Genomic DNA, 21,363 nt, shown 5'->3' with positions numbered 1-21,363 from the left:
GCCTTCCGCGCCTGGAACAGCCGATACGATGACCGGGCCCGGCCGCCCCGACGGCCCCGCGTCCACCGAGAGGACCCCCCGAGTGAGCCAGCACCCCGCCCGCGCGGGAGTGTTCGCGGCTGGCTCCTGGGGCACCGCGGCCGCCAAGATCCTCGCCGACGCAGGGACGCCCGTCACCGCGTACGCCCGCCGCAGCGAGATCGCCGACGCGATCAACGGCAGCCATCGCAACCCGCACTACTTCCCCGACATCGAGCTGCCCTCCTCCGTGACGGCCACGACGGACCCGGCCGCCGCGCTGCACGGCGCCGACTGGCTCGTGCTGTCCATCCCCGCGCAGTCGCTGCGGGCCAGCCTCGCCGCGTGGACGCCGCACATCGGACCCGACACCGTGATCGTGTCGCTGATGAAGGGCATCGAGCGCGACACCGGGAAGCGGGCCAGCGAGGTCATCGCCGAGGTCACCGGCATGGGTACAGACCGGGTCGCGGTACTGTCCGGACCGAACCTCGCCGGGGAGATCATGGCCGGGCAGCCCGCTGCCGCCACGGTCGCATGCTCCGATGAGGATGCCGCCCGCCGCTTCCAGGCCGCGTGCCACACCTCGTACTTCCGGCCGTACACCAGCACCGACGTGATCGGCTGCGAACTGGGCGGCGCGGTGAAGAACGTCATCGCCCTCGCGGTCGGCGTCGCCTCGGGCATGGGCCTGGGGGACAACGCGACTGCCATGCTCATCACCCGCGGCCTGGCAGAGACGACCCGCTTGGCCACCGCCCTCGGCGCGCACCCGGCGACCCTCGCCGGTCTGTCGGGCCTGGGCGACCTGGTGGCCACCTGCACCTCGCCGCTGTCACGCAACCGGACCTTCGGCACGCACCTCGGCCAGGGCATGAGCGTCGACGAGGCGACCGCCGCCACCCGGCAGACCACCGAGGGCGTCAAGTCCGCTGGAGCGATCCTCGACCTGGCTCGCGCCCACGCCGTCGAGATGCCGATCACGGAGACGATCTCGGCGCTGCTGCACGGGAAGGTCACCCTCGACCAGGCCGTGGAAGATGTTCTGCCGGGCCACGTTCACGATCGTCTCGCTCACCGGCACGAAGGACGGCCGCACCGAGCCGGTGAACGTCTACCAGTACCTGTCGCCAGGGAGCTTCCTCGTCGGCCCGCCCCAACTCCAGACGGTCATCTCGTACCTCACCCGCAGCGGCCGCTACGACCCGATCGACGGCACCGGCCGCGTCCTGTCCGCGAACGGCGAGAAGCCACTGGAGGTGACGGACAGCCGTGTGGTTCTTTGACGCTGTCGGCTCCGGCTTCCAGCACCCGACCGACCCCAGCCGGCTGCAATGGTTCCGCATCGTGTTCGGCACGGTCTGTACCGCGCGCTTCGCGCTGTCCATCGGCCAGGGCGGATGGGACCGGCTCGTGACCGGGTCCATCAGCCTGCACCTCGCCGAGCAGCGCTTCGGCGCCGGGCGGGCCCGTCTCCTCGCCAGCGTGTACCGGCCGGTGCTGATCGTACGTACGGTCGCCGCCCTCGCCCTGACCGCCGGGCTGGTACCGCGGCTGTCACTGCTGCTGGTCCTGGCCGGGGCCGCGATGGAGCTGCTGTACCTTAAGAGCTCCAATGCCGTGCGGTACACGCTGCTGACCGGCGGCTGTCTCCTGCTCGCAGGCGATCTCGGCCAGGGGCTGAGGATCGAACACGGGCCCAGTACCGCCAATACGTGGGCGCAGTGCCTCTTGGTGCTGGTCACCACCGACATCTACTGGAACAGCGCCTGGCAGAAGCTGCGTTCCCCACAGTTCCGCACGGGCCTGTACCGCTTAGTGGGTTCACGTCTTCACGCAGGTCAGGGAGCAATTGCCGTACCGGCGCCAGTTCGCCGTGCCCGGCTTCGTCCGCCGTCACATGGGCAACCTCACCGACCGGGACGTGCGTTTGTGGCGGCTGATCGCGGCCGCCGCGATCGGGGCGGAGATCATGCTGCCGCCAGCGCTGCTCTTCTCGGCGACCATGCCGTACGCAGTCGCCGTCGGCATCGGGATGCACGCGGCCTTCACCTGCCTCAAGCCCCGCCAGTTGGTGACCTTCTCCGGGCTGACGGTCGGCTCCTACTTCGCATTCGCCGCCTGACCCAAAACGGCTGGCTAGGAGTCAGGTATCGGCGTGGCCTGCTGCCTGCTGCCGAAAGCGTGCTGCGAGAGCTGCTCGAGCGTGTGAGGCCGTGCGCTCGCGCGGCCGACGACCAGCAGGCCGATGGCGGTCGGCTCGCCGACACGAAGCCGCCCTACATGCCGAGGACGCTGCGATCCTCGCCGAGAACGGCGCCGCGGCGTCGGATCCCGTTTCCCAATGTGACTGATGCCCTAGCCAAGCGCGAGGCGGCATCGCCTTTACTCGCGCGAGTCCGCTTCAGAATCCGTTTCCTCGGGCGATGCGGCTTGGCCAGGCGAGCTAGTGCCCTCTTCGGAAGCGCCGAATGCTTGCGCGTTACGTGAGTCTTCAATCCCGAAAGCGGCTCGAATCTTTGTGCTCACCCCCGCAGCCGTAGCATTTCCGGCCTCGGAAACGATCGGGGTGATGAACTTGACCAAGAAGAGTCCGCCAATATAGGCGCCGACCATAGTAGGCCCGCTAGCTCCACCCCACGTGATCCCAAGACCTATGGCTGAGGCTTGTTCGGCGACGGTCTTTAGCGGCAACCAGGCCGAGGGCGGAGAGTTGAAGCGCGGAACCAAGGCTTCTTCGCTCTTTAGAAGATTCTCGACGGGGTGCGCCAGTCCCCCTCTGCCCCATGATTCTTCAACCCCTTCGGCAAACTGCATGAATGCGACCCTCGGAAGACCGAACACCTCGGTACCTGCGCGAGAATGCGTCGATAGATAACCCGGTAATTCATCTGCCGTAATGCGGCGTCGCTGAATGTCAGCCGCTTCTTGATCCGTCAGTCGAGCGTCGCTACCGATTATTTCGAGAGTGCCAAATTTGCTGGATCCTTGGAGCGCTACATCCACGCGCAAGGTCACGGATCTATTCCGAACATGACGAGCTACCCACCCACCCCCATCACCTGACAAACGTGGCCTCGACCGTGGTGGCCGCGAATATGCGCCGGACATCGCTTCGGGTCCCCTCTCGGGTCCCTGCCACCCCGGCAAACTCTCTCGCCCCATGCTGTACCCCCTCAAGAGCCACAGGGTAGAGCCTGCCTGGCCTGCGGATAACTAGCCTGCTCAAATGGACGGGGGAACCTGTGCCGATCCACCCGGGCATTGTCGAGGACCTCGCGGCCGGTACGCGCACCCTGTACGAGCAGGCTGAGGAGCGCCTGTTGGGCATCATCGCCTGGCAGCTCGCCGACGGTCTCGACGCCCCGGGGTGGGCCGAGCGGGAGCTATCTGCCGTGTAGGCCATGCTGCGCGCCTCACGGGGCGTTGTCGGCGAGCCCGGTAAGGCCGTGACGCTGGAAGTGTCCGACGCCGTCCCCGAGACGTACGACACCGGCACCCCGCCGCGGTCGCTGAGCTCGGCGCTCTCTCTGCCCGACCCGCATGACCGCCTGTGCGATGCGGGTGGCTCGCATCGCATCAGTGCGTGAACGTACGCGGAAGATCAAAAAAGTTCGGTCGGTGATCATCTCTGCCGCAGGGTTTGTGGCGAATATCCTATAGTGCCCGCTCGCAATCGCAAGATCCTCTGCAAGGGGCGGACATGATCAGCATTCCCGAGCTCGCCGTCCTGGCCGCTGCCGGCTATCGCGGCACGCAACTCGTCGTCCATGACTCGATCCTGGACGCCCCCCGCGACCGGCTGTTCACCTGGCACAGCCGCAACACCGACTCGAAGATCCGCACGTCCCTGGTGACGCTCATCAGCTGCGTGTACTGCTCCGGCTGGTGGGTGAGCGACGCGCTCCTCACGACCTGGCTCCTCGTCTCCGGCCAGTGGCGCGACGCCCCGCTCCTCGCCCACGGCATCGAGTGGCTCGCCGTCGCGGGCGCGGCCGTCCTCCTGAACCGGATCGACGACACCCTCGGCGAGGTGGGTAAGTGACGACCCGCTCACTGACTGCCTCGGCCTCCCGGTACGTCAACCGGAAGGTCCGCGCCGTCAAGGCCGCCACCGACCAGGGATGGCAGACCCGGGCCTCGCCACCGCGCCGATCACGCTGAGCGCGACGGCCGGCCGCGGCTCGGGCGGCGCTCACTACTACCAAGTCCACTTCATCCTGCGGGCCCTGATCGTCAGTCTGTGAGGAGCGCACCATGCTGGACATCCCTGGCCTGCCCCTGCCCGAGCCGGTCACCCGCTACATCCGCTTCCCGGACGGCGTCCTCGGTCGGATCACCGTGATCGGCGACTTGGAACCGGAGCTGCCGGACGGCGCGAAGTACGTGACCCAGGAGGTCTACGTGGAGCTGCGCGCCGAGCTGCGCGAGCAGCACGACACCCACGTCGCCGAAATGCTGGCCGCCGAGAAGGACTCGCGGCGCCAGCAGTACGAGGACCTGGTCGCGGCCGGTATCCGCGAGGCGACCGCTCGGGCCCAGTCCGGGCATGGGGGCCCGCTCGACGACGACAGCGCCCTGACCAGGGCGGGTAGTTACACTCCTGGTGTAGCCGCTGGTTCTGGGCCGGGCGTCAACTCTCCACGTCGGGAGTGATCGCCGTGTCCACCCCAGCAACCCCAGCCCAGTGGCGCGCCGCGCTGAAGGCGGAAGGCGTCGCGTTCACCGAGTTCGCCGGGTGGACGACGCGCGGCCGGGACGCCGCGACGGGCAAGATCTTCGGTCCGGTCCACGGCGTACTCAACCACCACACCGCGGGCGCCAACTCGCTGGCGACGATCGCCACGGCAGGGCGGCCGGGCCTGCCGCCGCCCCTCGCCCACGCCTACCTGCCCAAGAACGGCGTCGTCGTCCTGGTCGCCGACGGCCGCGCCAACCACGCGGGCCTGGTCGCGAAGAACGTCTTCAACGCGATCGTGGCCGAGAAGCCGCTCCCGAAGCAGGACAAGTCCCAGACGGTCGACGGCAACGACTCGCTGTACGGCTTGGAAGTCGAAAACCTCGGCGACGGGAAAGACGCCTACACGCGTAGCCAGTACGACAGGTGGGTCCGCTTCAACGCCGCGCTGTGCCGCCTCCACGGCTGGAGCGTGGGCAGCGTCGCCGGGCACCTGGAGACCTCTGTCGAAGGCAAGCCCGACCCGGCCGGCCCGGTCGCCGGGTACGGCCGCCGCGGCCCCTCACCTGTTCCGTCGTACCAGTCAGTTCCTCGACGACTGGTACGGGGAAGAGGGACGCCCCGGGGTCCCCGCGCGCCCGGGCGTCATGGAGCGGGTATCGGGGATGGAGGAACGCCTCGGCCACGTCTGGCACGAGGTGTATCCCAACAACGGCAGCAGCCTTCGAGACGCCGTCGACCAGGCGAACGAGCGCCTGGCCATGCTCTGTCCCGACGCCGACCCGCGCCCCCTGCAGCCGACTGCCCCACCCGCCCCGCCGGACGATCCGGCCAGCCCTTGACCGGACGCCGGCCTTGTGTGTCGGAGCGGGCCACGATTCTGCTGTCTGGCCGCCGGAACGCCAGCCCAAGCGCGATCAAGATCAGGCGGTGCACGCCCTGCTGGCTAGCCCTGTAGGCCTGTTGGGCCAGCACGGGACTTCGGAGGGCTCGGAACTCGACGGCCTCCTGATCGCGCCTGCCGAGTTCCGCCGTCCGGATCCGGGGCGGCCGGGCCGCCCTACTTGCCGGCGACGGGGGTCGTCGACGCGTAGAGCGCCTCGCGCAGGGCCGCCGTCGTCTGGGCGACCGCCGCCTTGTTGGCCTGCGTTTCACGCAGCGCGTTCAGCATCATGAAGTCGTGGGTGACTCCGCTGTAGTGCGACGAGGTCACCTGCACCCCTGCCGACCTCAGCTTCGCGGCGTAGGAGTTGGCCCCGTCCAGCAGCACGTCGGAGTCGGTGATCACCAGGGCTGGCGGCAGACCGCGTAGCTGTTCGACGGTTGCCTTCAGCGGTGAAGCCAGCGGGTTGGAGCGGTCGGTGACCTTCGGTGCGTAAGCGTTCCAGAACCACTTCATGGCGGGGCGGGCGAGCCAGCAGTTCTCCGCGTATCGGTAGTACGACGCCGTGTCGAAGTTGGCGTCGGTGACCGGGTAGAGCATGACCTGCTGGCGGAAGTGCGGGCCACCGCGCTGCTTGGCCATCAGCGTGACCGCGGCGGTCAGGTCGCCACCGACGGAGTCACCGGCGACGGCCAGTCGGCTGGAGTCCAGGCTGATCTCGGCGCCGTGGGCGCCGACCCACTTGGCGACAGTGTAGGCCTGCTCGATCGGGACCGGGAACTGGGCCTCGGGAGAAGGCGTGTAGTCGACGAACACGACCTCGGCGCGGGCGCCGTCGGCGAGTGCGCGGACGAGGCGCTCGTGGGTCTTGAAGTTGCCGAGCACCCAGCCGCCGCCGTGGATGTAGACGATGCCGGGCAGCGTCCCCTTGACGCCCGCGGGGCGCACGATGTGCACGTTGACCGGGCCGGTGGGGCCGCCCGGCACGGTGCGCTGGGTGATCTGCGCGGGCAGCATCGGGACGGGGCCCGCCTGGAGCTTGTTCAGCACGTCCCGGGCGGCCGGGTACGACAGGTCGTACAGCGGCTTGCCGCCGGCGGCCGCGAGCTGGTCCAGGAATTCTTGGTCGATCGTCTCCAGCTTCTGCGGCGGGTTGCCGCACGCCACGTACTTGGCGTCCTTGGCCACCGCCGCCATGTCGCGGTCGGTACCGGAGACGGCACCGTCACGAGCGGTGCCGCAGGCGCTCATCGTGGTCGCCGTCGCGGTCAGGAGTGCTGCCATGGCGAGGTGGCGCAGGCGGCGGACCCTGGGCACGGTGCGTATTGCTCCCATGTCTGTTGCTCTCATGTCTGCGGATTCCCTACGTGAAGGAGTCGACCCCCTCCGTAATCGTGGCTGGTCCGTATGGCGTACACCATCAGGGTTAGGCCAGACGGGACACCTGGTGATGGCTGAGATCTCGCCATCAACGATCGGATCGTCCACGACCTGAGCGTGCTACTCGAACCCGGAACACGAGGCCCCGCCCGATCAGGCTCGGGCGGGGTCTCGTCATGCGGCCGGTTCGACGTCGTCTCGAGTTGCCTCCGCCCATAGGGCGAGGAGGCGTTCGTACTCGGCGGTCCGCTTCCGTCCGGCGGGGCCAGCCATGAGCCGGCGGATTCTGTTGTCGATCTCATCAAGGGCAGGAGTCACCCGGCCGTCAGGCCCGGGGGAGTGGGACATACCCCCACCGTATGGGGAGGGTCTGACAGTGAGGATGTACTCGGCATTCCTCGGAGGCCTGACTCTGGGTCTGACTGACGTTTCGGCTGTCCGTTGATTGAATCGTCGGCCTTCGAGGGATGTCACAGCGTGTGCTCGCGGGTGTCCGTGACCTCATAGGAGCTTGGCCACCAGCCTCATCACTGTCTTGTCCGTCTGCCTGGGCAGCACGCCCTGCTCACACGCCTGAGACGGAAGGACAGCAGACCGAGCATGACCCAGCCTGGGATAACGGTGATCGGCGGAATCGACACCCACACGGACGTCCACCAAGCCGCAGTGATCGACTCGATCGGCCGTCACCTGGCCCTGGACACTCAGTCGTTCGCGACGAACGCTGCCGGCTACGAGGGGCTGATCGCCGGGCCCACCCCCTTTTTCTTTACGTGGCCAGACGCGTTTCGGATGCGCGCGTTCCCAGTGTGTTCCCACGGGAACACGGACACGCGGCAATCCGGGTGGATCCGGGAAGATCCGTGAGGATGCGGGGAGATTCGCCGAGGTCAAGGCATCGCCGCAGGTCAGATGGGGTCACAGGGCGGGACGCGGACCGGCACGTTCTGCGCGCAGCCGCTCGGTGACGAGGCGGCCCATGCCGCCGGCGCCGGTGACGAGAACGAGGTCGTGATCAGCCATCGGTGGCTTCCTTCCGGAGGTGTTCGCCTCGGCCAGGCCCTGGCCGCTGCACGGGTGGTAGTGCGTTCTGGTTACTCGACGTCGCCGCTCGGGGTGAACACCATTTCCGCCGATCCGCCGATCCGCCGATCCGCCGATCCGCCGATCGGTCTCGCCGAACGGCCGGCCGCACTTGTCTGCGAGCGTGGTGCTCAGGGTCTGCGAGAGGGATGAGGCCCACACCGCGCTACTGAGCGGGATCAGGCCAGATCGACGAAGATGTCGAGCGCGAGATCACCCTCAAAGCCGGTGCGGCGCGGCGCCCAGCAGGGTGGACGTGGCGGCCGTGGCGACGAGGACACGACGGGTGGCCATGCGCCGGCTGGACATGTGGGAAGTCACGATGTTCCCTCTCATGGGACTTGGGCGCTTTCCTGGAAGGTTGGAGCGGACTCAGTTCTTGGGGCCGAACATGTAGGCGTTGGCGACGTCGATGAGGGCTGCGCCCTGATAGGCGGGGTAGCGCTCGGTGATGGCCTTCTTGTAGGCATCGCCGTCGTCACCGAGCAGCTCCCGGCCGGCGTTGACGTAGTCGGTGAGCTTCGCCCAGATGGCCGGGGTGGTCGGCTCGCCGTGGCCGGGCAGGATGGTGTCGTACTCGGTCTCGGCTGCGAAGCGGTCGATGTTGGCCTAGCCGTCGAAGTCCTTGTACAGGAACCATAGGTGGGTGCGGTTGCAGACCACGTCCTGAGCGACCAGGACACCCTCCTCGGGCAGCTTGATCACCAGGGTGGTGTGGATCTCGCCGCGGGTGACCTTCTCGAACACGAACGGGATGCCGTCGATGACCTCGGTGTACAGCCCCGATCCTTCGGAGGCCCCCGTACTGGCAGCTGCGGCCGAGCAACAGTCCGCGGAATTCTCCCAGTGGGACCGTCATCCGCTGCCGGTGCATACCGCCCTGCTGCACCGCCTGCTCGACGTCGTACTCCTGCGCCTGGCCCACCTGCAGCAGCACGGCCAGGCTGCGGCATCCGCCCCCCGAGCCCTTCCTTCGCTTTCGCGACGCTGTCGAGCGAGGCTTTTCCCGCACCCATCGCATCGACGACTACGCCCGCGAGCTCGGTTACTCCACCCGCACCCTCACCCGCGCCACCCAGACCGCGGCGGGCCTCAGCGCCAAGGACTACCTCGACCAGCGCCTCACCCTGGAGGCCAAGCGGCTCCTCGCCCACGGCACCGAACCCGCCTCCACCATCGCAGCCCACCTCGGCTTCCCCAGCGCCACCCACTTCGGCAAGTTCTTCCAACGCCACACCGGCCAAACCCCCCTGGCCTTCCGCGTCTCCCAGCGTGCGTCGCCGCCCACGTGACGGCGGCCATGGCAACCACATGGCCGTTGACACGAGGGGCATCCGAGTCAGATCAGAGCGGAGGGCTCGGCGACAGCTGCCTGCGCAGCGCCGCCGAGCCCTGGGGGTGTGCACGCCTCCCCTCCCCACGGAGCGACGCACACCGTGGGGCACTCCGCACAGTGGCCCGGTCAGAGGGGGACGCGTCAGTACGCTCCGCTATGCCGAAACGGCAGCCTTGTGCTCCGCCCCCGCCGGGGTACGGTGCAGCCCCTTGCGGTCGTACCAGCTCGTCATGCCGAAGCCGAACAGTGCGGCTGCCGCGAGGCCGACGGCCATCATGACCCAGCCTCGGGTCAAGCCGGCGTCGCCCTGTGCGTCGTAGTAGAGGATCGAACGGACGCCGCCGACAATCTGCCGCATCGGCTCGAACTCCGCGAGCAATCGGTAGAAGGCGGGCAGCGACTCGATCGGGGTAGTGGCGCCGGCCGTCGGCACGGCCATCGCGATGAAGACCAGCGTGACCACCAACATGCCGGGCGTACCGAAGACGGCGAGCAGAGCAAGGGCGCCGATTCCTGCGACGGCGATGGCGGCCACCGAATAGAGCCACAGCAGCGGTAGGTGGGAGGCGTCCATCCCCATGATGCCGATCGTTCCCACCATGACCAGGGTGCCCATCAGCAGGGACAGGGCCGCCATGAGGGTGCTGCTCATGGCGAGGCTCTGCACGCGGGTGGCCTTGATCAGCGGGCGGTGGATGCGCAGCGGGCCCATGTCGTTGTGGGTGTAGCCGAGGGCGTGGTCGACCTGGCCGCTGATGACGTTGGCGGAGAGCATGCCGCAGACCACGAGGACGAGCGCGTAGTAGAACGCCGACATGCCCAGGCCGCTGTGTGAGTCGAGGGGATGCCCGTCCTTGACGGTCACCGCGGCCGGATCGGCCAGCAGGACGCGGGCCGCGGTCGGCAACTTGGCCTGTTGAGCTTGGGCCTGCGCGGTCAGCTGCTTGCCCAGTTCGAGCGAGGCGCCCTCGGCCGCCGTCGTCGTCGCCAGTCGGGCGATGTTGGAGCCTATGCTGCCGGCGGACTGGTTGGTCAGCACCGTCAGCTGCGGGCGAACCGGCTTATCAGTTGCCGAGGATCCGGTCAGTGCGGTGACGGAGAAGGTGAAGTCAGCGGGGACGACCAGCGCGCCGTACAGCTTGCCCTTGCCGAGCTCCTCCTTCACCTCCTTCTCGTCCATCACCTTCCAGTCGATCTTGCCGCCACTCGCGGTGGAGGTCTTGATCGACCCGGTGATCTGCGCCCCGAGATTGATCTGTTTGCCGCCGACACTGGCCCCCTTGTCGGAGTTGACCAGGCCGACCGGCAGATTCTTCGTATGGCCGGCCGTATCGATATTGGGGCCGACATAGAAGAGGCCGAACAGGAGCGCGAGGACGCCTGTGATGACGCCGCTTGCTATCCAGAGGGGCCTGGCACGCAGCACGCGGAAGGGGCGAATTCCATTCATGACTTACTCCAGTCTTGACAGCACAGTTACATCAGCGAGGAGACCGGACGGCGCCATTGCAGGCCGGGGCTCTCTGGGTTCAACCCTCGGCTTGCACAACCGCAGGGGAACACGGTGACCTTTCGGCAACCCCGCTGCGAGCGGTGAAGCCTTCAGCGCGGCCGAAGCCGTCCACGCGGGCCATGGTCGGCAGGCCCTCGGCCACCTCACCAGGGCGGGCAGGTTGGCGGACACGGCCCGAAAGACCGAATCGGACGTTCGCCCCTCAGCAAGGCCGGTGATGGCTCCTTCATCGGACTTCAGCGGAGGAAGAAGTTGAGAAGTGCTTCGGTGCGCTTGCCGAAGGGGGCATACAGCAGGCGGGTGGCGTTGAAGCGTCCTTGTACGTAGATGCCCTTGGGGTGGCTGAGCGTCCGGAACCCCTCGATGCCGTGGTACTGGCCCATCCCGCTCGCGCCGACGCCGCCGAAGGGAAGGTCGTCCTGCCCGACGTGCATGGTGGTGACGTTGCCGGAGGTCGTGCGGTCGAGGACCGTGCGCCGGTCCGCGTCGTTGCTGCCGAAGTAGTAGAGCGCGAGCGGTCGTGGCCGTGCGTTGACGTAGTCGATGGCCTCGTCGATGTCGCGGTAGGGGAAGATCGGCAGGATGGGGCCGAAGATCTCCTCGTGGGCGATCCGCATCTCGTCGGTGACGCTGAGCACAACGGTCGGTGCGAGGGTGTGCGGGCGGTGGGCGGCGTCGCCCGGCCGGTGACCGACCTCGATGATCCGTGCCCCGTGAGCGCGGGCGTCGTCTATCAGGTAGGTGAGGATCTTGTACTGCTTGTCGTCGATGATCGAGGTGTAGTCGTCGCTGGTCGGGCCGTCGGGATAAGCGGCCTTCACTAGTCTGTCGTAGGCGGCGATGAAGGCGTCGATCTCGGATTCGTGGACCAGGGCGTAGTCGGGGGCGATGCAGGTCTGTCCGCCGCTGAGGAGTTTGCCGAAGACGATGTCGGACACGGTCCGATCGGTTACCTGTCCCTTGGCGACGATGGTCGGGGACTTGCCGCCCAGTTCCAGGGTGACGGGGACGAGCTTCTCGCTGGCCGCCTTCATCACGGCTCGTCCGACTTCGGTGCTGCCGGTGAAGACGAGATGGTCGAACGGCAGGGAGGAGAACGCGGAGCCGTCGCCGCTGACGATCGTGACCTGCTCCGGAGGGAAGAGTTCGCTGAGCATCGACGCGAGCACCGCGTTCGTCGCCGGGGTCAGCTTTGACGGTTTGAGCATGACGCGGTTGTCGGCGGCTATCGCGGTGACGACGGGCATCAGTGACAGGTTGACCGGGTAGTTCCACGGCGAGATGACGCCGACCACGCCGAGCGGCTGGTATTCGATGCGGTTGCTGCCGAAACGCAGCAGCAGCTCGATGTGGCGGCGGGTCGGGCGCATGAATCGGCGCAGGTTGCGGTGCAGGTAGTCGATGCCCTGCACGACGCCCACGAGTTCCATCATCGCGGTCTCGTGTCGCGAGCGATGTCCGAAGTCCGCGTTGATCGCCTTCTCGATGGCGCCGCGCCGGGCGATCAGCGCCGTTTTGAACCTGGTCAGATCGCTGCGGCGGGCCGCCAGTGAGGGCGCTCCGTCGCGGAGGTAGGCGGCGCGCTGAATCTGGAGGATGTGATGGAAGCGCTCCGCGTCGGTGGGTTGTGCGGTGACGTCGGTGATGGTCATGACGGTGTTCCTTAGCTGTTCATGCGGGGGCGGGGGCGGGGGCGGGGGCGGGGTGCTGGGGGCGCTGGCGGCGGGCCATCCAGCCCATGAGTCGGACCATCGAGCGGCGCGACAGGAGCTTGCCGACGACGGCGAGCGACCGGCCGTTGGTGACCACCGACGGAGGTGCGGACCGGCGGTCGAGCGTGTCGAGGGCGATCTTCACGACCTGCTCGGGGGTGGCTCGCTTCGTGCCATAGTCGGCGGTCTGGCTGCCGGCGACGTCGTAGAACTCGGTCCGGGTGGCGCCGGGGTTCACGGCCAGGACGCGCAGGTTGGTGCCGCGGGTCTCCTCCCACAGCGATTCGGTGAAGCTGAGGACGAAGGCCTTGGTGGCGCCGTAGACACCCATGTACGGGGTCGGCTGGAAACCCAGCAGGCTCGCAACGTTGATCAGGACGCCGGTGTCGGCGGAGGACAGCGGGTCGATGTAGGCACGGCTGAGGTCGACCAGCGCGCTGACGTTCAGCGCGATCATGCTCTGCAGGCGGTCGGGGTCCTCGTCGGTGAATGCGTCGTGGGTGCCGAAGCCGGCGTTGTTGACCAGTCCGGTGGCGTAGATGCCGCGGGATTCGAGTTCGGCGCGCAGCGTGCGGCCGGCGTCGGGCCGGCCGAGGTCGCGGGCGACGACGGTCACCGTGACGCCGTGGACGCGGGTGAGTTCGTCAGCCAGGCTCTCGAGCCGGTCCGCCCGGCGGGCCACCAGCACGAGGTTCGCGCCGCGACGGGCCAGCTGGCGGGCGAATTCGGCGCCGAGGCCGGAGCTGGCGCCGGTGACGATGACGGCCTGACGGCGATAGTCGATTTTGTTCATGCCTTCACTGTACGCACAAGTTTGCACTGAGTGCAAATGGTTGCGCCTGATGAAGGCATGTACCATCGGTGCATGGCTCAGAAACCGACGTCCATCCGGGAGCAGACCCGCTCCGTGGTCCGATCACTGCTGGCCCGGACCGCCATCGAGCTGTTCGCCACCAAGGGCTTCGACAACACGACCCTCGATGAGGTCGCCGCCGCGGCGGGCGTCTCCAAGCGGACCCTGTTCAACTACTTCCGCAACAAGGAAGACCTCGCGCTCAGCGGCCTGGACGAACAGGGCGAACTGATCGCCGCGCGCCTCGCCGAACGCCCGGCCGACGAGGATGCCTGGACGGCGCTGCGCGCGGCGTTCCAGGTACTCGAAGAGATCGACATAACAGCCGAAGGCCGCCTGGAGTTCATCACGCTGCTGTTCGGCAACGACTCCCTACGCGCCGGACACACCGAGAAGCAAGCCCGCTGGCAGGACCTGTTCGCACCGCTGATCGAGCCGCGGCTGCCCGACTCCGACCGTCGCACCCTGCAAGCCCGCGCGATCGCAGCCGCAGCGATCATCTGCCTGCAGGCAGCCAACGAGGAATGGGTACGCCTGGGCGGACAGGTCGACATGTTCGACCTCTACGACACCGCCGTACAGGCCATCCGCCGCCCCGCCTGAAACCGGCCGCATCCAGCTCCACCACGCTCGTCGGCGTGGGGACCAGGGCCCGAACCGCCCAACCGCGCCCAGCAAGACCGAACGATCCGGCCACCGTAAGCCGCGCAACCAGAGGTCAGCCCTGGGCCGGTAGCCGTAGGCATCGAGCTTGGCCAGCTCGCTGCCGATGTCCACCGTGTGAGTGCCATAAAAGTGGACGTTGGAGTGGTGGCCGGGCCAGATATGTGCCAGCAGGTCGTCATCATTGGGTCGGCCGGCTACTCCAGCTGGTCCCCCTCCAAGGGCGCGAGGTGCTCGACAATCGCGGCGCGGTCGCGTGCGGCGTAGGCGCGCATGAGGTCGAGCGCCCGCCACGCGGCCTCGTTCATCCGGGGGCCGGTGAGGTCGGCGAAGTCCTTCATCGTGTCTCCGTGCTCGATCGGTCGGCGGCGTCCGCCGGGGTACGGGGGCGGGGCACCGTGAGCCCCAGGTCGAGGCGCTTGTCCATGTCCAGGCGAAAGGTGCCGTACGGGTTGACGTTCGACCAGAACAGCGCGGTCAGTCCGCGCCGGTTCTCATCGCTGAGCTTCTTCGCCCATGCCGGTTCGGCAAGGACCTGCTGCACCAGCAGGGTGTTGACGTGCACGAGCGCGGACTGGAGCAGGTGCAGGGCGAGCATCGACGTCTCGGCGTGCTCCTTGTCGGGGCCGGTCAGAACACCGTCCTTGCCGTAGTGGAGCACGGTGTTCGCGCTGTTCCAGTTCTCCACGACCTGGAGCCCGCCGTGGATCTCGCGGCGCAGGCCGGGGCTGGCCAGGTAGTCGCATGCGAAGATCGTGCGCGCGGCCCGGCCGAGTTCTTCGAGGGCCTGGTAGGTGGGGTGCTTGGGGCCATCCCGGGTGAAGCGCCGCAGCACCTGCTCCGCCTCCGCCGTCCCGAGCCGGAGCGCGGTCGCGTACTTCACCATCTGGTCGTACTGCTGCTCGATCAGCTCCCAGCGGATCGGCCGCGTCAGCGAGGCACCGAGCGCTGGCCAGCCGGGCGGGGAGTCGTCCGGGCGGTACAGGCGGATGCTGCCGATGTTCTTCAACCGGGGCAGCAGCCGGAAGTTGAGCCGCTCGGTGAAGGCGAACCCGACGACGCTCGCGCCGTGGGTGTCGACGTAGTTCGACTCGATCTCGGCGTCCGTGCAGTGCCGCAGCAGGCCCTCGATCATCGCCGCGACCTCGGACGACGAACAGCTCTTGAGCTGGGAGTAAATGCAGACGTTCTTCCGCTCGACGTGCCAGTAGATCATCACGCCGTTGCCGCCGTAGCGGGCGTGGTGCTCGGTCATGAAGTTCGAGGACCAGGACCCGAACTTCTTCGAGTTCGACGCGCACGCGGTGCCACGGCCCCACCATGCGGTATCGCGGGCGGCGAAGGTGGCGTTCACCAGCCTGGTGACGGCGGCCCGGAGGTTGTCGACGGTGATGAAGTGCCGGCGCACGTGCCGCAGCGCTGCCTCGCTCTCGCCGTGCTCGCCGGTCGCCACGATCGCCCGGATGCCCATGTTCGTACCGAGTGCAAAGAGGGCCAGCAGGAGGCGGCGTTGGAGGACGTCACGCTCGGTGCGCTCGTAGGCGGCCACCGAGGAGAACTCCTCGGTGAACCCGGTGAGGAAGTCGGCGTTCTTCAGCATGTCCAGGAGGTCCAGGACGCCCCAGTGGCGCGCGACCTCCTCCTTGAGCGCCTGAAGGCCGGTGGGCTCGGCCAGCGGCTCCAGCTTGGGCACGGTGATCCACGGCTCGCCCTTGCGGGTGGTGACCTTCACCCCGCCCGCGCTGCCGTCCGCGAGCGCGCCGGACAGCTGGTCCAGGCCCGCGGTCATGCGCTTCTTCAGGTCCGCGATGAACGCCCTCGGGTTCAGCGGCTGGCGGATCGCGGCGTAGTGCACGGCGCGGGTGGCCTCGAAGTCCCCGGGCAGATCGTCCTCCGGTTGCGTCGGCGGCCGGCGCCCTCGACGTAGATCTCCCGGCGCCGTACGGCGTCCCGCAGCGCGACCAGGACGCACAGCTCGTAGGGGATGCGCTCGACCTTGCCCTTGTCGTCGACGACCGCCTCGCGCCAGTCCTTGCGCACCACGCCGTCCATCGGCGGCTCGTCCTCGACGCTGTCGTAGAAGCGGGTCTTGCCGTCGACATCGGCGTACTTCTTCAGCAGTTTCATCGCGTCCATCACCGGCCGATAGGCCGTGTTGTTGCACTTGAAGCCCAGCGTGTTCAGCAGCGGCGGCAGCATCTGCCGGTAGTACGAGCTGGACGAGGAGCGCAGCGTGGTGCGGACCTTCGCCTTGAAGACCTTCTCATTCGCCTTCGCCTCGGCCCCCAGGTCCTTGAGCGTCTTCTCCCCGACCACCGGGAACAGGGCCCGGCGTACGACCTCGTCGGGCTTGTCGAACGTAGCCGTGGCCAGCTTGAAGAGGATGCCCTCCTTGCCGCGGCCCTTCTTCAACTCGGCGGTGAGCTGTTTCTCCACCCGCCGCTCGGCGCGTGCGTTGATCTTGTGGACCAGAGCCACCAGCAAGTCGACCAGGGCGTCGGTGATCTCCGCCTGCCGGGACGAGCACAGCGCTGCGAGCAGGGTGATCCGTACGTCCTCGCTCGTGTCGCGGAAGTCCGAGAGGTACATCTTGATCGCTCGTGCCCGCCAGGCGGCCACCAGCTTCTCCGAGCAGTCCGTGAACAGCCCGTCGGGCAGCCCGAGCTTGCGCACATCGTTGAGCTTGGTGATCTCCGTCAGCAGGGAATCCAGGCCCACCGCGCCCGGGTCGCGCTTGAGCGCGGCCAGCAGGGTGGTGCCCGCCTCGTTGTCTTCGGCCACCAGGGACAGCAGCCGAGCCGTACCCGCCTCGCCCAGGCGGCCGATCGTGCGGGCGCAGAAGGTCTTCTCCCACTTGCCCCGCGCCGCGACGAGTACCTTCTCGACCCGGGTACGGCCCGGCGGCTCGATCTTCCGGGCCCGGCACTCGACCAGCAGGGCCTCGCGCTGCCGGTCCTCCACCAGCTCGACCGGACAGACCTCCACGGCCAGCCACTCGGCCAGCGCCTTCTCATCCGCAACCGTCGAGGGCCGAAATCCCAGGGCCTCACGGATCTGCTTGCGGTGGTACTCGGCAGTCCGGCCGACCAGCGTGTACTTCGCGAAGTCGGTGGCCGGGACCTTCACCAGATCGGCGACGTATTCCACCGCGGCCGGCGGGATCTCTTCCAGCACATCGGGGAACCGGCCTTCCAGCTCGAAGAACTTCAGCAAGAGGCTGAAGCCGAGCCGGGTCGTCCCGCTCTTGTTCGCCACCAGCTCCCAGTCGCCGTCTACCAGCGTCCAGTTCGCCAACAGTTCCTCTGGCGACCACTCTTGCCGCACGCCCGCCCCTTTGGCCTCGATCACTCGATCAGACCCACGACGATGCACAGGACGGGGAACGGGATCGCCCGGCTCCCCGCGACCTAGTTTGCGGCTGGTGTCTGAGCTAGGACTCCAGGGCCCTGTCCGCCGGGCCGCGCTGCCAGTTCACCGACCATCTGCGACCCGCCGCCCCAGCAACGAGAGCCGGATCCACGTGAGCGAGAACACCGAAGACATCGTCAAGATCGCGGAGAACGCGGCCCGCTGCCTCGCCGGGTTCGTCTCCGACCTTCAATACCGGGGGACCGGGCATCCGGTGGCGGCCCAACCCATCTACAGCCTCCTTACCCGCTCCGCGGGGGAGATGAGGACAGCTCTGACCCCTGCTCAGGACCTCCGTGGCAGGCCTTCGAGACAAGGAACTCCTGAGGGACGAGACGCTCGGCGAAGCGATCCAGCGGTACACCGGCGCATCCGTCACAGCGGAGCAACTCGCGGGAGTGCTGGGCAGGGCCTACTCCGCCGTCGGGCACCTCGCATACAAGGAGGCGCCCAGCGGACAGGAGTCGGCAGTGCGCGGCTGAGTCTGCCTGTTCGGCGGGTGTGCGTCCGTCTGCGGACGCGGTGAGTCAAGGCCGGGGCCGGTTGGTGGCCCCGGCCTTGGTCATGTTGTCCGGCCGTGCGAGGCTGCCGCCCGTGAAGCCATCAATCCACACCGAAAGACCCACAAGTGAGTGCGAATGACTTAGATAATGTGTGACTTTCACTCATTCAATGAGTGACTCGTGATATTCTGAAGGGGAGTTGAGTCCCGGGAGGGTGAGTGAGCCAGTCGGCACAGGCAGAGCACGCGATGAACGCGAGCGACGCCCGCAGGGACCTGTACGCCTTGGTCAAGCGCGCCGAGGACGACGGAGTCACGACGCTGATCCATAAGCGGGAGGACCGTGTTCTGCTCGCCCCGCTCGACCGGTTCCCGGCAGCGCGGAAAGCCGACGCCTTCCCCTCCTGGGTACTGAGCGCGGCGCAGAAGGAGTTCGGCGACCTGATCTCGCGGGCGGCTCAAGGCCAACCGCAGGTACTCCGCAGGAACACCACGCCCGTCGCAGTGCTGCTCCCGGTCGACACCCACGCAAGTGCCCTCTCGTCCGACCCGGCCGCACCCTCCGGCGCGGTGCCCGCAGGAGGTGCGGTGAACAGCCAAGGACAGCAGGACCGGGAAAGCGTGCCGCGCAGGCTCGCGACGCTGGGCGATGCCATCGGTTCCGTGCTCACCGTCGGCCCCGCTGGCGGCCCGACGTTCGGGCTGCCCGGCCTGGACGCGGCGACCGGCGGTCTGCAGCCGGGCCGGCTGACCCTGGTGGCGGCCGCCCCGAACGTCGGCGGAAGCCTCCTGGGGCTGGCCGCCGCCCGCACGACCGCGCTGGTCGACCACCGCACGGTCCTGTACGCGGCGTCCGGACCCAACCGGGACGACGTCTTCCGCCGCATCCTCTCCGCAGAGACCGGGGGCGACTACCCGCGCCTGAAGCAGGGACGCCTCACCGACTACGAGCAGGACGTCGCCCGCCAGCTGATGCAGGCCGGCGACGTCCTGCTCATCGATGACGGCAGCAACCTGACCGCCGAGGACATCGCGGAGACCGCCCCGCACATGGAGGGCCTGGCCCTCGTGGTCGTGGACCGCCTCCAGGCCGCCCACAGCGCCCGCCTGCCGCTGTCCGGGAACCGGCTCCCCGACGCCTCCCAGATCCTCTCCACCCTCGCGCGCACCCTGCACGTGCCCGTACTCGCCGTCATCGACAGCGACGACCCCACGCTGCTCTCGCTCCTGGACGCCGACGTCCTGCTGACGCTTACCACCACCGACCCCGGCAGGGTCCAAGTCACCGTGGCGGAACGGGACTTCGGCGTGATCGGCTCCGCGTACCTGCGCCCCGACCTGCTGCACGCCCGCTTCGGCGACGCAGAAGCCGCGCCCGTCGCCGGGACCGGCAGCGAAGAGTGGAGGCTGCACACCACGCCAGAGGAGCGGGAGCTGGCCGACGCGGCGCTGCCCTACACTTCCGGCGCCCAGAAGGGACTACCGTCCGCGCTCACGCACCTGCTGGCCGCGCTGCGCACCGCACTGGCAGACGGTGAACAGGCGGCGATCGACGAGCTCGCGGCGTCCCTGGCGCAGGCTGCTGCCGCGCCGCCGCAGATGCCGGACACCGCCGAGGGCCGTCGTCTCGCGGCCGCGCTGCACGCTTACAACGCGCCCGCCCCCGCTGGCGCCACCGCGCAGCCTTCTGCCCCGGAATCCGCCCGACCTGCCGCCGCCAGCGGCGCCGTCGCGGACGCGGACGACGAAGACGCGGCGCGGGACGACGATGACGGCCTGGTCCCGGGCGACGAGGAGGACGAGCCGGAAACTGCGGTGTTCCCGGCGTTGCGGATCCTCAAGGACTCCGTGACGCGTTCGAAGATGCACCCGGTCCCGGTCATCCGCCTTGAGGACCGGGAGGACGGCCCCTGGCCGTTGATCAGCGAGGACATGGACGGCGAGCCCCGCTGGGTCCACCCCGACGTCACCAGCACCCGCGTCGCCCACACCCGAGAGAACGGCAAGCGGGTCCGGCGCGACCAGCTCGACGTGCCCGCCTCCTTCGGGGACGGCGTGCTGTGCCTGATCGACCGCAACGGATCCTTCCCCTCCGCCTGTTCGGCCGTCCCCCTCGCCCCGAACAAGCTCCTGCACACCGGGCCCCTCGACGCGTTCGACAAGACCAAGGCCGGGATCTACCAGATCGACATTCCGGACTGGGACTACCCGGGCATGCCGCACCCGCTGGGGCGGCTCATCGACCGGCCCGACGACCAGGGCCGCGTGTGGGTGACCACCCCGCACATCAAGCAGCTGGAGCGCCTGCACCGCGAGGGACACCTCACCGCTCCCGTGACCATCCACGACTCGTGGACGGGGAAGGCGAACGAGTCGCTGTTCAAGCCGTTCTACACCGCGGCCCGCGAGGCCCGCACCGAGCTCATCCAGGCCGGCGGCGAGCCGTACAAGAACTACAAGACACGCCTGTCGATCGCACTGCGCCTGTTGTGGCCCAAACGCCCCTCACAGCGGTCCCCGTTCTGGCGGCCGGACTGGCGCATGAGCATGGTCGCCGAAGCATCCGTCCGCCACTGGCTCAACGCCTTCAAAGCCGTCCAGGAAGGCCACACCCTCGTTGCGCTGCGCAACGTCGACGCCGCGATCTTCTGGACCCCCGACGAGACCCCGCCCGGCACGTACCGGCTCGGGACCGGCTTCGGTCAGGTGAAGGCCAAGTTCATCCAGCCCGGCGAGTTCATCCCCGAAGGTGACGACTGATGGCCGGCCCCACAGGCCGCGGCAACTCCCTCGGCGCCGCCCTCAACGACCTCCTGCGCGCCCAGGTCACCCCCCGCCACCGGCTGTCGACGTACAACGCCAAGCATTGGCACGCACAGCTCAGCCAGCTCACCGGGACCAGACGCGGCTACGAGGCCCTGGAGAGCGCCGGCCTCGACGTCAAACCCGACACCCTGATCAAGTGGCTGTCGGATCCCGAGTACAACGTCCGCCGCAGCTACCGCGACCTCATCCACACCGCCTACGAGAACGTCGCCATCGTCCCCGCCGACCCCATCCCCGACCACGTCAAGAACGGCCAGTTCGAGATCAGCGGCCTCGTCAAAACCGGCGCCGACGAACGCGAACGCGGCAACCGCCGCGCCGCGCCCCTGCGGATCGACGGAAGCCGCGGGGACTGGAGCGACATCGAGGCGCTCTGGCTGGTCGGTGACCTGCGCGACGACGACTTCGAGGACCGGTTCATCGAGGACGTCATCGTCGCCGACATCGGCGAAGGCACCGACGGCTGGGAATTCTCTGGCAGCAGCTACTCCGTTGAACTCAGGTAACA

General features: G+C 68.3%; 21 protein-coding genes and 1 pseudogene. 13 read left to right on the top strand and 9 right to left on the bottom strand.

The features are described 5' to 3' along the window. Positions 1 to 82: 82 nt before the first annotated feature. Positions 83 to 1,051: pseudogene (locus tag ACIQTP_RS44550) on the top strand (NAD(P)H-dependent glycerol-3-phosphate dehydrogenase); the annotation flags it as partial. An 819-nt stretch (positions 1,052 to 1,870) separates the two neighbouring features. Continuing rightward, the gene (locus tag ACIQTP_RS44545; protein WP_402052408.1) at positions 1,871 to 2,143 is read left to right on the top strand and encodes a hypothetical protein; all 273 of its coding nucleotides are present in this window, start codon (positions 1,871 to 1,873) and stop codon (positions 2,141 to 2,143) included. Positions 2,144 to 2,403: 260 nt separating this feature from the next. Here the strand turns inward: ACIQTP_RS44545 and ACIQTP_RS44540 are convergent, their stop codons facing one another. Further along, the gene (locus ACIQTP_RS44540; protein ID WP_403411319.1) at positions 2,404 to 3,036 is read right to left on the bottom strand and encodes a hypothetical protein; all 633 of its coding nucleotides are present in this window, start codon (positions 3,034 to 3,036) and stop codon (positions 2,404 to 2,406) included. 227 nt (positions 3,037 to 3,263) lie between these two features. On the opposite strand from ACIQTP_RS44540, the gene ACIQTP_RS44535 reads away from it, so the two are divergent. The 6 genes from ACIQTP_RS44535 to ACIQTP_RS44510 all read left to right on the top strand — a co-directional run bounded on the left by ACIQTP_RS44535 (position 3,264) and on the right by ACIQTP_RS44510 (position 5,654). Then, positions 3,264 to 3,419 carry a hypothetical protein gene (locus ACIQTP_RS44535; protein ID WP_403411316.1) on the top strand — a complete coding sequence of 52 codons (156 nt, stop codon included), beginning with the start codon at positions 3,264 to 3,266 and terminating at the stop codon, positions 3,417 to 3,419. 48 nt (positions 3,420 to 3,467) lie between these two features. Continuing rightward, positions 3,468 to 3,608 (top strand): hypothetical protein, encoded by a 141-nt coding sequence (locus ACIQTP_RS44530; protein WP_402052416.1) that lies wholly within the window; start codon positions 3,468 to 3,470, stop codon positions 3,606 to 3,608. Between the two features lie 113 nt (positions 3,609 to 3,721). Then, the gene (locus tag ACIQTP_RS44525; protein WP_403411313.1) at positions 3,722 to 4,063 is read left to right on the top strand and encodes a DUF1360 domain-containing protein; all 342 of its coding nucleotides are present in this window, start codon (positions 3,722 to 3,724) and stop codon (positions 4,061 to 4,063) included. Positions 4,064 to 4,142: 79 nt separating this feature from the next. Next, the gene (locus ACIQTP_RS44520) at positions 4,143 to 4,265 is read left to right on the top strand and encodes a hypothetical protein (protein WP_403411310.1); all 123 of its coding nucleotides are present in this window, start codon (positions 4,143 to 4,145) and stop codon (positions 4,263 to 4,265) included. A gap of 10 nt (positions 4,266 to 4,275) precedes the next feature. Then, entirely contained in the window at positions 4,276 to 4,674 is a 399-nt protein-coding gene (locus tag ACIQTP_RS44515; RefSeq protein WP_403411307.1) for a hypothetical protein, read from the top strand. 5 nt (positions 4,675 to 4,679) lie between these two features. Next, a complete protein-coding gene (locus ACIQTP_RS44510) occupies positions 4,680 to 5,654 on the top strand; it encodes an N-acetylmuramoyl-L-alanine amidase (protein WP_403411304.1) in 975 nt (324 codons plus the stop codon). Between the two features lie 102 nt (positions 5,655 to 5,756). On the opposite strand, the gene ACIQTP_RS44505 is transcribed toward ACIQTP_RS44510, so the two are convergent. Further along, positions 5,757 to 6,914 (bottom strand): alpha/beta hydrolase, encoded by a 1,158-nt coding sequence (locus ACIQTP_RS44505; RefSeq protein WP_403411301.1) that lies wholly within the window; start codon positions 6,912 to 6,914, stop codon positions 5,757 to 5,759. Positions 6,915 to 8,651: 1,737 nt separating this feature from the next. After that, positions 8,652 to 8,789: a hypothetical protein gene (locus tag ACIQTP_RS44500; protein ID WP_403411298.1), complete on the bottom strand. Its 138-nt coding sequence runs from the start codon at positions 8,787 to 8,789 to the stop codon at positions 8,652 to 8,654. 38 nt (positions 8,790 to 8,827) lie between these two features. On the opposite strand from ACIQTP_RS44500, the gene ACIQTP_RS44495 reads away from it, so the two are divergent. Continuing rightward, positions 8,828 to 9,334 (top strand): helix-turn-helix domain-containing protein, encoded by a 507-nt coding sequence (locus ACIQTP_RS44495; protein WP_403411378.1) that lies wholly within the window; start codon positions 8,828 to 8,830, stop codon positions 9,332 to 9,334. Positions 9,335 to 9,532: 198 nt separating this feature from the next. Here ACIQTP_RS44495 and ACIQTP_RS44490 read toward each other — a convergent pair whose 3' ends face one another. From ACIQTP_RS44490 to ACIQTP_RS44480, 3 genes are all read right to left on the bottom strand, one after another. Continuing rightward, a complete protein-coding gene (locus tag ACIQTP_RS44490) occupies positions 9,533 to 10,828 on the bottom strand; it encodes a DUF3533 domain-containing protein (RefSeq protein ID WP_403411296.1) in 1,296 nt (431 codons plus the stop codon). Positions 10,829 to 11,127: 299 nt separating this feature from the next. Next, complete coding sequence (locus ACIQTP_RS44485; protein WP_403411293.1) at positions 11,128 to 12,543, bottom strand: coniferyl aldehyde dehydrogenase; 1,416 nt, start codon at positions 12,541 to 12,543, stop codon at positions 11,128 to 11,130. A 19-nt stretch (positions 12,544 to 12,562) separates the two neighbouring features. Continuing rightward, entirely contained in the window at positions 12,563 to 13,396 is an 834-nt protein-coding gene (locus ACIQTP_RS44480; RefSeq protein WP_403411290.1) for an SDR family NAD(P)-dependent oxidoreductase, read from the bottom strand. A 72-nt stretch (positions 13,397 to 13,468) separates the two neighbouring features. Between ACIQTP_RS44480 and ACIQTP_RS44475 the strand changes: the two genes are divergently transcribed. Beyond that, complete coding sequence (locus ACIQTP_RS44475) at positions 13,469 to 14,059, top strand: helix-turn-helix domain-containing protein (protein ID WP_356479734.1); 591 nt, start codon at positions 13,469 to 13,471, stop codon at positions 14,057 to 14,059. Positions 14,060 to 14,316: 257 nt separating this feature from the next. Here ACIQTP_RS44475 and ACIQTP_RS44470 read toward each other — a convergent pair whose 3' ends face one another. Genes ACIQTP_RS44470 through ACIQTP_RS44460 form a run of 3 tightly spaced genes read right to left on the bottom strand, consistent with a single transcriptional unit; the run spans position 14,317 to position 17,413 of the window. Next, on the bottom strand, positions 14,317 to 14,460 hold the full coding sequence (locus ACIQTP_RS44470) for a hypothetical protein (protein ID WP_403411287.1): 144 nt from the start codon (positions 14,458 to 14,460) through the stop codon (positions 14,317 to 14,319). Beyond that, positions 14,457 to 15,974, bottom strand: a complete 1,518-nt coding sequence (locus ACIQTP_RS44465; RefSeq protein WP_403411284.1) for a transposase — start codon at positions 15,972 to 15,974, stop codon at positions 14,457 to 14,459. The genes ACIQTP_RS44470 and ACIQTP_RS44465 overlap by 4 nt, the downstream gene beginning before the upstream one ends. Continuing rightward, entirely contained in the window at positions 15,944 to 17,413 is a 1,470-nt protein-coding gene (locus ACIQTP_RS44460) for a DUF4158 domain-containing protein (protein WP_403411281.1), read from the bottom strand. The genes ACIQTP_RS44465 and ACIQTP_RS44460 overlap by 31 nt, the downstream gene beginning before the upstream one ends. Positions 17,414 to 17,823: 410 nt before the next feature. Between ACIQTP_RS44460 and ACIQTP_RS44455 the strand changes: the two genes are divergently transcribed. The 3 genes from ACIQTP_RS44455 to ACIQTP_RS44445 all read left to right on the top strand — a co-directional run bounded on the left by ACIQTP_RS44455 (position 17,824) and on the right by ACIQTP_RS44445 (position 21,361). After that, positions 17,824 to 18,009: a hypothetical protein gene (locus tag ACIQTP_RS44455; protein WP_403411278.1), complete on the top strand. Its 186-nt coding sequence runs from the start codon at positions 17,824 to 17,826 to the stop codon at positions 18,007 to 18,009. 239 nt (positions 18,010 to 18,248) lie between these two features. Further along, positions 18,249 to 20,789, top strand: a complete 2,541-nt coding sequence (locus ACIQTP_RS44450) for a type II toxin-antitoxin system prevent-host-death family antitoxin (protein ID WP_403411276.1) — start codon at positions 18,249 to 18,251, stop codon at positions 20,787 to 20,789. Continuing rightward, the gene (locus ACIQTP_RS44445; protein ID WP_403411273.1) at positions 20,789 to 21,361 is read left to right on the top strand and encodes a hypothetical protein; all 573 of its coding nucleotides are present in this window, start codon (positions 20,789 to 20,791) and stop codon (positions 21,359 to 21,361) included. Before ACIQTP_RS44450 ends, ACIQTP_RS44445 begins: the two co-directional genes overlap by 1 nt. Positions 21,362 to 21,363 lie beyond the last annotated feature (2 nt).

It is taken from the genome of Streptomyces sp. NPDC090798 (genome assembly GCF_044768965.1).
Lineage (GTDB): Bacteria > Actinomycetota > Actinomycetes > Streptomycetales > Streptomycetaceae > Streptomyces.
The sequence above is the reverse complement of the archived record's forward strand: the minus strand, read 5'-3'. Positions and strand labels throughout refer to the sequence as shown.

Coding starts and splice junctions, on each gene's coding strand:
- ACIQTP_RS44475 (WP_356479734.1), top strand. CDS start 13,469: ATGGCTCAGAAACCGACGTCCATCCGGGAGCAGACCCGCTCCGTGGTC.
- ACIQTP_RS44470 (WP_403411287.1), bottom strand. CDS start 14,460: ATGAAGGACTTCGCCGACCTCACCGGCCCCCGGATGAACGAGGCCGCG.
- ACIQTP_RS44520 (WP_403411310.1), top strand. CDS start 4,143: ATGGCAGACCCGGGCCTCGCCACCGCGCCGATCACGCTGAGCGCGACG.
- ACIQTP_RS44505 (WP_403411301.1), bottom strand. CDS start 6,914: ATGGGAGCAATACGCACCGTGCCCAGGGTCCGCCGCCTGCGCCACCTC.
- ACIQTP_RS44480 (WP_403411290.1), bottom strand. CDS start 13,396: ATGAACAAAATCGACTATCGCCGTCAGGCCGTCATCGTCACCGGCGCC.
- ACIQTP_RS44515 (WP_403411307.1), top strand. CDS start 4,276: ATGCTGGACATCCCTGGCCTGCCCCTGCCCGAGCCGGTCACCCGCTAC.
- ACIQTP_RS44525 (WP_403411313.1), top strand. CDS start 3,722: ATGATCAGCATTCCCGAGCTCGCCGTCCTGGCCGCTGCCGGCTATCGC.
- ACIQTP_RS44490 (WP_403411296.1), bottom strand. CDS start 10,828: ATGAATGGAATTCGCCCCTTCCGCGTGCTGCGTGCCAGGCCCCTCTGG.
- ACIQTP_RS44445 (WP_403411273.1), top strand. CDS start 20,789: ATGGCCGGCCCCACAGGCCGCGGCAACTCCCTCGGCGCCGCCCTCAAC.
- ACIQTP_RS44485 (WP_403411293.1), bottom strand. CDS start 12,543: ATGACCATCACCGACGTCACCGCACAACCCACCGACGCGGAGCGCTTC.